Genomic DNA, 7,653 nt, shown 5'->3' on the forward strand with positions numbered 1-7,653 from the left:
CAGATAAAGAATTTATGAATAGAATTCTTGATAAAAATGATTTGACATTTGAAGAAGCTTACAAACTTTTCGGAATATTACTAAATGAAAACGAAATTAAAATAGGGGCTTACTTAACCGCCCTACAAATGAAAGGCATTACTTCTGAGGAAATTGCAGGCTTTGCAAAAGCAATGCGTGACAATGCAATAACTATGAATTTAGGAAACGTCGTAGACACCTGTGGGACAGGCGGGGATGGCTCAAAAACAATAAATGTTAGTACGGCGGTTTCTTTGATACTTTCCTGCTTTACAAAGGTTGCAAAACACGGTAATGTATCAGTAACTTCAAAAAGTGGCTCTGCAAATGTTTACGAAGCTTTGGGTTGTAAAATTCCTGAAACGATCGAAGAAGCAGAATTATCAATGGAAAAAACCAATTTTACATTCTTACACGCTCAAAAATACCATCCTGCTCTTAAAAAAATAATGCCCGTAAGGAACGAATTAAAATTTAAAACGATATTCAATGTATTAGGACCTTTAGCAAACCCTGCTAGTCCCAAATACCAAATAATTGGGGTAAATTCGATTGAATTGTGTAATAAAGTTGCAAAAGCGTTGCCTAACTTACAAAATATTGAAAAGGCATTGGTTGTAAACGGCTATGGGAAAAGTGGGAAAAGCTACGAAAAAAATTATACGCTTGATGAGTTAAATCCAAACGGAAATTCAAAAATCGTGGAATATAATAAAATTACTAAGAAAAATGAGTCAGAATGTAATTTCGAAGATAATTTCGAAGATAATTTCGAAGATAATTTTAAAAGTTATATTGTAAGTCCTGAAGATTTCGGACTTGAAAATTCAAAAATAATTCCTTGCATTAGTCCGGAAGAAAGTGCCGAACGTTTAAAAAATGTATTTTCCGGAAAAATAAATGAAGATAGGAATTTTATACTAATGAATGCCTCAGCGGGTTTATATGCTTGTAAAATTGCATCTGATTTCTTAGAGGGCGTGGAAATCGCAAAAGAAGTGCTTGATTCAGGATTAGTTTTGAAAAAACTCGAAGAACTTAACAAACTTAAAGAAAATAGCAGAATAAAAAAAATAACTGAGTATAAATCAAAGGGTGGGAATTATGAAAATTAAATTAGATTATGTAAACCCTTTGAAACTCTATGAAGTTATACAAAATGAAGGTAAATATCCATTAATGCTTGAATCACGTTCTAAAGGTAAAACAAACGCTAGATATACATACATTTCATTTAATCCAGAATACATGTTGCGAATAAAAAATAAAACCAAAATAGATAATCAAACAGTTTCAAAAGAGAGTAACCCGTTTAAATCGTTAAAAGAAATTTCAAAAATCAGTGGAATCAATGCCGATAAGGGTAATAATAATAGTAATAATAATTTAAAATACACCGATGACAGATTTACGGGTGGTTACCTGGGATATATGGCTTATGATTGCATACACAACTACATTGGTGGAAAAATAGAAGAACCATCTGTATTTGGGTATTATGGCAGTATGTATGTTTATGATCACCTTTTGAAGAAATTTTATTATTATTCTGAAAAAAATAATTCGATTGACGAAATAAAAGAAGCTAATAAATTTGTTGAAAAAGCTAAAAAACTTGAAATTGAAGATAAATGTGGAAAAAATAATGAAAATAAATATAAAAATAATGAAAAAAATGTTGAAATAATCGGTTGCGATGCAAATTTTGAAGATTATATTAAAATGGTGGAAAAGGCAAAAGAACATATATTTGAGGGCGATTCTTTCCAAATAGTACCTTCGAGAGAATACTATTTAAAAAGCGAATATTCTGCGTTTGAATTGTATAAAAATTTGAGAAAAATTAACCCGAGCCCATATATGTTCTTACTCGAATTTGATAAAAAAATAGTTGGTGCATCCCCTGAAACCATGGCATCGGTACAAAATAACATTTTAAAAGTAAATCCAATTGCAGGTACTGCCCCAATTGGTAAAAACGAATTAGAAACGGAAAAATTTGCAAAAGAGCTATTGAATGATGAAAAAGAGCAAGCAGAACACATGATGCTCGTGGACCTTGCTAGAAATGACGTTAGAAAGGTTTGCAAACCCGGAAGTGTAACTCTTGACAAGTTTTTCGATGTTGTAAAATACAGTCATGTTCAACATATTGAGAGTGAAATTAGCGGTATTTTAGATAAAAAACATAATTTCAATATGTTTGATGCAATAGAAGCTACATTCCCTGCAGGTACTCTTACAGGAGCTCCTAAATTTAGGGCGATGGAAATAATCGATAAAATAGAAAAATCAAGGCGAAAAGTCTACGGTGGTGCGGTAGGTTACTTCTCAAATAGTGGAAATGCTGATTTAGCGATAGGGATTAGGATGACAGAGATTGAAAAAAACGATATTTGTAGCGTTAGAGCGGGTGCGGGTATTGTAGCTGATTCAATTCCTGAAAAAGAGTATTATGAAACAGAACGGAAAATGCGAGCGATGATGAAAGCTTTAGGCGTTAAATCTCCATTTAAAAAGGGTGAAGATGTATGATAGTAATAATCGATAATAAAGATTCGTTTGTATGGAATTTAGCAGACTATGCGTCATTATACGATGAAATAAAAGTGGTTCCAAACACTATAGAAGTCGAACAATTGCTAAATCTAAATCCTGACGGTATTATCATATCTCCAGGACCGGGAAGCCCCGAAAACGATAAAGATGTTCAAAATTGCCCTAAAATTATTCAAGAATTAAATGTTCCGATTTTGGGTGTCTGTTTAGGTCATCAAACTATTGCAAACGTCTTTGGAGGGAAAGTCGGTAAAATTCCACCGTTTCATGGTAAATCAAGCTATATAAAACACGATGGAAAGGGAATTTTCAAAGATGTTGAATTACCATTTAAAGCAGGTCGATATCATTCGCTTTCGGTCTTAAAAATGCCCAAGAACTTCCATATATCGGCTACGAGCGATGATGGAACTATAATGGGGATAAGGCACAATTCAAAACCCATATTTGGTGTTCAATTTCATCCCGAAAGTATTTTAACAGAATTTGAGAAAAAAGAAGGTTTAAAAATTATTAAAAACTTTGTAGAGCTTTCAAAATTTTATAAATCGGATACTGAAACTAATCTTAATTGTAAATCTTAATATTCAATCTTAATTGTAAATCTTAAAAATTAGAAATAACGACGTGAAAAAATGTTTTTAAAAATTTGTGGAATAAAAACTTTAGGGGAATTAAAAATCGTCGAGAAATACGCAAATGCTACGGGAGTTATTGTAGAATGCGAATCAAAACGTAAGATAAACTTGAAAACTGCGGAAAATATCATCAATAATTCCGAAATTCCAGTTTTCACAGTTTCGACATCTAAAAATTTGGAAATTTGGAAATTAATAATTGATTCGACTTCAAAAAATTCAAATTTTAAGCCATATGTTCAAATTCATTCAAATTTATCTTCAAAAGATGTGAATTATCTTAAAAATGAATATGACTGCTTCGTAATGAAATCATTTAAAGTCCTTGAAAGAAGCTTAAATCCTAAAATAGACGCTGAAAAACTTATTGACGAAATTAAGGAGTATAACGTTGATAAAATTCTACTGGATACTGGCATGGGTTGTGGGAAAACTCATGACCATAGAATCAGTGCAATTATTTCAAAAAAATTTGATGTCGTACTCGCAGGCGGTCTAACTTTTGAAAACGTGAAAAAAATTGTAAATTCCGTAAAACCTGCAGGAATTGATATTTCGAGCGGTGTCGAATTAAAAAATAGCAAAGACGAATTATTAATAAAAAAGTTTTGTGATAATTTGATTTAATAAGAATTAGTCAAAATAATCAAATTATAACTAATTGTAGTTAATTAAAAATTATAACTAATTAAAAGTCATACGTAATTAAATTATGGTGAAATTATGAAATGTAATACAAAATGTGATAAAAACGGATATTTTGGAGAATTTGGGGGTCAGTATATACCTGAAGTTTTAAAACCTGCTATTGAAGAGCTTAAAGAAGCTTATAAAGAATTAAAAGATGATGAAGACTTTCAAAATGAACTTTCATACTATTTGAAACATTATGCAGGACGTGAAACGCCCCTTTACTATGCAAAGAATCTATCTGAAAAACTTGGTGGTGCTAAAATCTATCTAAAAAGAGAGGATTTATTGCACGGTGGCGCCCATAAAACTAATAATACAATAGGTCAAGCATTACTTGCTAAAAAAATGGGTAAAACAAGAATAATTGCGGAAACTGGCGCAGGTCAACATGGTGTCGGTACATCAATGGCAGGGGCACTTTTTGGCCTTGAAACAGAGATTTTTATGGGTCGGATAGACACGGAAAGGCAACAACCTAACGTAGCACGTATGAAACTATTGGGTGCAAAAGTAACACCAGTCGATACAGGTTCAAAAGTTTTAAAAGACGCCGTAAATGAAGCTATGAGAAACTGGACTGCTACATTTGAAAATACGCACTATTTACTCGGTACAGTGATGGGTCCACATCCATTCCCGACCATGGTACGGGATTTTCAATCAGTAATTGGTAAAGAAGTTAAAAAACAAATAATGGAGCAGGAAGAAAGACTACCTGATTATTTAGTAGCCTGTATTGGCGGGGGTAGCAATGCAATGGGTTTATTCCATCCATTTTTGGGTCAGGATATCCAGGATAGCAATAATAATGGTGCCAAAAATATTAAAATGATAGGGATAGAGGCCGCAGGTAAAGGACTTGATACTAGTCTCCACGGTGCATCCATATCCAAAGGGGAAAAAGGAATACTTCACGGCATGCTTTCGTATTTCCTACAGGACGAAGATGGACAGATAGAGGAAGCCTACAGCATTTCTGCAGGATTGGACTATCCTGGAATAGGTCCTGAACATGCTTATTTGCATAATCTCGGACGTGTACAATATGCTTCAGCAACAGATAAGCAGGCGTTAAATGCGTTCATGGAACTTACGAGAACCGAAGGAATTATTCCTGCCCTAGAATCATCTCACGCGATTGCTTATGCCATTGAAAATGCGGGTAATATGAGTAAAGATGACATAATGGTGATAAACCTTTCAGGACGTGGAGATAAGGATTTAAACACCGTAATAAACTCAGTAAATAAATTAGATAATAAAATTAGATGATAAAATTGCCAATAACATCAGATGATAAAATATCGAGGAATTTAAATGAAAAACTTAGAAAATAATTTAGAAAACGATTTAAAAAAAGATTTAAATAAGAATATCGATGAAAAACCAATTTTAGTTAGTTTTTTAGTATCTGGAGACCCAAATATTGAAGCTACACTAAAATTTATGAATGCACTAGATGAATATTGTGGAGTTATCGAGCTTGGTATTCCATTTAGTGACCCAGTAGCAGATGGTTCAACTATTCAAGAAGCAAATGTACGTTCTTTATCAAATGGTTATAAAATACATCAATCTTTTGACGTATTACGGGAATTTAGAAAATTTTCAGATACGCCTGTTGTATTGATGACTTATTACAACCCCGTGTATAAAAGAGGTATTGAAAATTTTATAGTTCAGGCAAAAGATGCAGGAGCAAATGGACTTATAATTGTAGATTTACCACTAGATGAAGCAGAACAGTATAGAACGATATGTAAAAAACACGATATGGGGACCATATTTCTTGTGGCACCAAATACATCGGATGAACGATTAATTTATTCTGATGAGGCTAGTACAATGTTTCTATACTTAATTTCAACATTTGGTATTACTGGAACAAGAGATTCATTTGAAAAGATGACTTTTGACTTTATAGCTCGTGCAAAAAATCTTTGTGGTAAAAATAGTAAGTTGTACGTAGGTTTTGGAATTTCAAACGGTGAGCATGCTGAAAAAATAATTGAAAATGGTGCTGATGGCATTATAGTGGGAAGTGCTTTTGTAAACATTATTAAAGAATACGGGGACTCTGAAACAACCCCTTATAAATTAAAAGAATTAGCTAGAGAATTAAGTGATGGAATTACTAGGGGTTATGATAAATACAATGAAAAGAATAATTATTAAATTAGAGAATTATTAATTTAATAAATAAAAAAAGATTAATGAGTAAACTACATATTTATTTTATAATATATTTATTTTAAATTTTTTGGGTGGGAATATGGATTTAAAAGATAATATACTTTATAAATCAATCAAATGGTTTTTTGCAGTTGAATCAGAGAAACCTAAAAATTATGATACAGAAGTAAAGCCTATATTATATGAACAAGAGCGACGTGGTAGGCGTCGTATAATCTAAATTTATAAGTTTGTAAATTTATAAAATAAAAATAATAAAGTAAAAAAGAAAAATATTGTTAATGTGTATCTAATGTATTGTATATTAATAATTAATTAATTAATTAATTAATTATTCATTTAATTCTTTTTTGAATTCAAAAAGTTTTTAGCAACATCCATTATATTTTCAGATATGACATATTTTGAATTCTCTTTCAAAACACTATTTGTAACGTCGAGTGATTTATAAAGTTGTGCTTCACCTTTAAAGTACTGTTGTGCAGCTTCTGCAACTGTTTGTATTGCTTTAGCTTGCCCTTCAGCTTCAATTTTAATACTTTCTGCAGTACCTTGCGCCCTAAGGATTTTACTTTGCTTTTCCCCCTCAGCTTCCAAAATTGCAGCTCTTTTAAGCCTTTCAGCCTTCATTTGTTGGGTCATTGCGTTTTTGATATCAGTAGGCGGGTCAATTTCCCTAAGTTCTACTTTTTCAACTTTTACCCCCCAACTGTCAGTATCCTTATCGAGTGACTCTAAAAGTTTGTTATTTATGTATTCCCTTTTGTTTAAAACTTCATCCAATTCAAGACTTCCGATAATTGCCCTAAGTGTCGTTTGAGCTAAATTTACTATTGCATACTGGTAGTTTTGAACTTCAAGAACTGCTCTGTTAACGTCCATAACTCTATAGTAAATAACCGCATCGGTTGTAACTCCCGCGTTATCTCTTGTAATCATTTCTTGAGGTGGTACATCGATTACCTTTGTTCTTACATCCACTTTTATCGCGTTATCGATGAAAGGGATTATTAAGTTTACACCAGGTCTTAAACTTCCTACCACTTTTCCTAATCTAAATATTAAACCCAATTCGTATTGGTTAACAATTACAACGGATTTAATAATTATAAATAATATAATTAGCCCTACTATGGGTAGTAATAGCCAGTCCATATATTTCAACCTCTAATAAATATTTAAACAATTATTCCGTATTTTATTTGTTTAAGTTAAGTTATATAGTTAATTTAATTTATTTAATTTATTTAATTATGATATTATCTATATTCCTAAGTATATTAATATGCAGGTATGTAATTTAAATAACTATTGATTAAAATTAAATTTAATTTAAAAACAGAATATCAAATGTAAAAAACATAATAAACTTTGTAATATAAATCTATTTTAAAAAAATAAAAAGAAAAAGAATTGAATTAGGGATTAATCCCCATTAATTAATTAATTAATTCTTAATTAATTAATTTTTTTAGCTTTTCCAGAAACTTTTGAAAAAAGTTTCATCAAAACTTAAGTAAAGCTTACTAGCTTACTAGTTTAACAGCTT

General features: G+C 31.4%; 8 protein-coding genes. 7 read left to right on the forward strand and 1 reads right to left on the reverse strand.

Annotated features, from left to right (window positions below; translation table 11 throughout):
- Window positions 1-14 precede the first annotated feature (14 nt).
- The 7 genes from trpD (at window position 15) to J2127_RS08035 (ending at window position 6,324) form a co-directional block, all read left to right on the forward strand.
- Entirely contained in the window at window positions 15-1,136 is a 1,122-nt protein-coding gene (gene trpD / locus J2127_RS08005; protein ID WP_209733051.1) for an anthranilate phosphoribosyltransferase, read from the forward strand.
- Complete coding sequence (locus J2127_RS08010) at window positions 1,126-2,556, forward strand: anthranilate synthase component I (RefSeq protein WP_209733039.1); 1,431 nt, start codon at window positions 1,126-1,128, stop codon at window positions 2,554-2,556. The genes trpD and J2127_RS08010 overlap by 11 nt, the downstream gene beginning before the upstream one ends.
- A complete protein-coding gene (locus J2127_RS08015) occupies window positions 2,553-3,164 on the forward strand; it encodes an aminodeoxychorismate/anthranilate synthase component II (RefSeq protein WP_209733040.1) in 612 nt (203 codons plus the stop codon). The genes J2127_RS08010 and J2127_RS08015 overlap by 4 nt, the downstream gene beginning before the upstream one ends.
- Before the next feature lie 51 nt (window positions 3,165-3,215).
- Window positions 3,216-3,845 carry a phosphoribosylanthranilate isomerase gene (locus J2127_RS08020; RefSeq protein WP_209733041.1) on the forward strand — a complete coding sequence of 210 codons (630 nt, stop codon included), beginning with the start codon at window positions 3,216-3,218 and terminating at the stop codon, window positions 3,843-3,845.
- Window positions 3,846-3,941: 96 nt separating this feature from the next.
- A complete protein-coding gene (gene trpB / locus J2127_RS08025; RefSeq protein ID WP_209733042.1) occupies window positions 3,942-5,183 on the forward strand; it encodes a tryptophan synthase subunit beta in 1,242 nt (413 codons plus the stop codon).
- Window positions 5,184-5,228: 45 nt separating this feature from the next.
- Window positions 5,229-6,086, forward strand: coding sequence for a tryptophan synthase subunit alpha (gene trpA, locus J2127_RS08030; RefSeq protein WP_209733043.1), 858 nt, complete (start codon window positions 5,229-5,231; stop codon window positions 6,084-6,086).
- Between the two features lie 97 nt (window positions 6,087-6,183).
- Window positions 6,184-6,324: a hypothetical protein gene (locus J2127_RS08035; protein ID WP_209733044.1), complete on the forward strand. Its 141-nt coding sequence runs from the start codon at window positions 6,184-6,186 to the stop codon at window positions 6,322-6,324.
- A gap of 119 nt (window positions 6,325-6,443) precedes the next feature.
- On the opposite strand, the gene J2127_RS08040 is transcribed toward J2127_RS08035, so the two are convergent.
- On the reverse strand, window positions 6,444-7,259 hold the full coding sequence (locus tag J2127_RS08040; protein ID WP_209733045.1) for an SPFH domain-containing protein: 816 nt from the start codon (window positions 7,257-7,259) through the stop codon (window positions 6,444-6,446).
- Window positions 7,260-7,653 lie beyond the last annotated feature (394 nt).

This window comes from Methanococcus voltae (assembly GCF_017875395.1).
GTDB lineage: Archaea > AGJL01 > Methanococci > Methanococcales > Methanococcaceae > Methanococcus > Methanococcus voltae_C.

Bases quoted from the DNA above. Each gene is read 5' to 3' on its own strand.
- trpB (WP_209733042.1), top strand. From the start codon at position 3,942: ATGAAATGTAATACAAAATGTGATAAAAACGGATATTTTGGAGAATTT.
- J2127_RS08015 (WP_209733040.1), top strand. From the start codon at position 2,553: ATGATAGTAATAATCGATAATAAAGATTCGTTTGTATGGAATTTAGCA.
- J2127_RS08020 (WP_209733041.1), top strand. From the start codon at position 3,216: ATGTTTTTAAAAATTTGTGGAATAAAAACTTTAGGGGAATTAAAAATC.
- J2127_RS08035 (WP_209733044.1), top strand. From the start codon at position 6,184: ATGGATTTAAAAGATAATATACTTTATAAATCAATCAAATGGTTTTTT.
- J2127_RS08010 (WP_209733039.1), top strand. From the start codon at position 1,126: ATGAAAATTAAATTAGATTATGTAAACCCTTTGAAACTCTATGAAGTT.
- trpD (WP_209733051.1), top strand. From the start codon at position 15: ATGAATAGAATTCTTGATAAAAATGATTTGACATTTGAAGAAGCTTAC.
- trpA (WP_209733043.1), top strand. From the start codon at position 5,229: ATGAAAAACTTAGAAAATAATTTAGAAAACGATTTAAAAAAAGATTTA.
- J2127_RS08040 (WP_209733045.1), bottom strand. From the start codon at position 7,259: ATGGACTGGCTATTACTACCCATAGTAGGGCTAATTATATTATTTATA.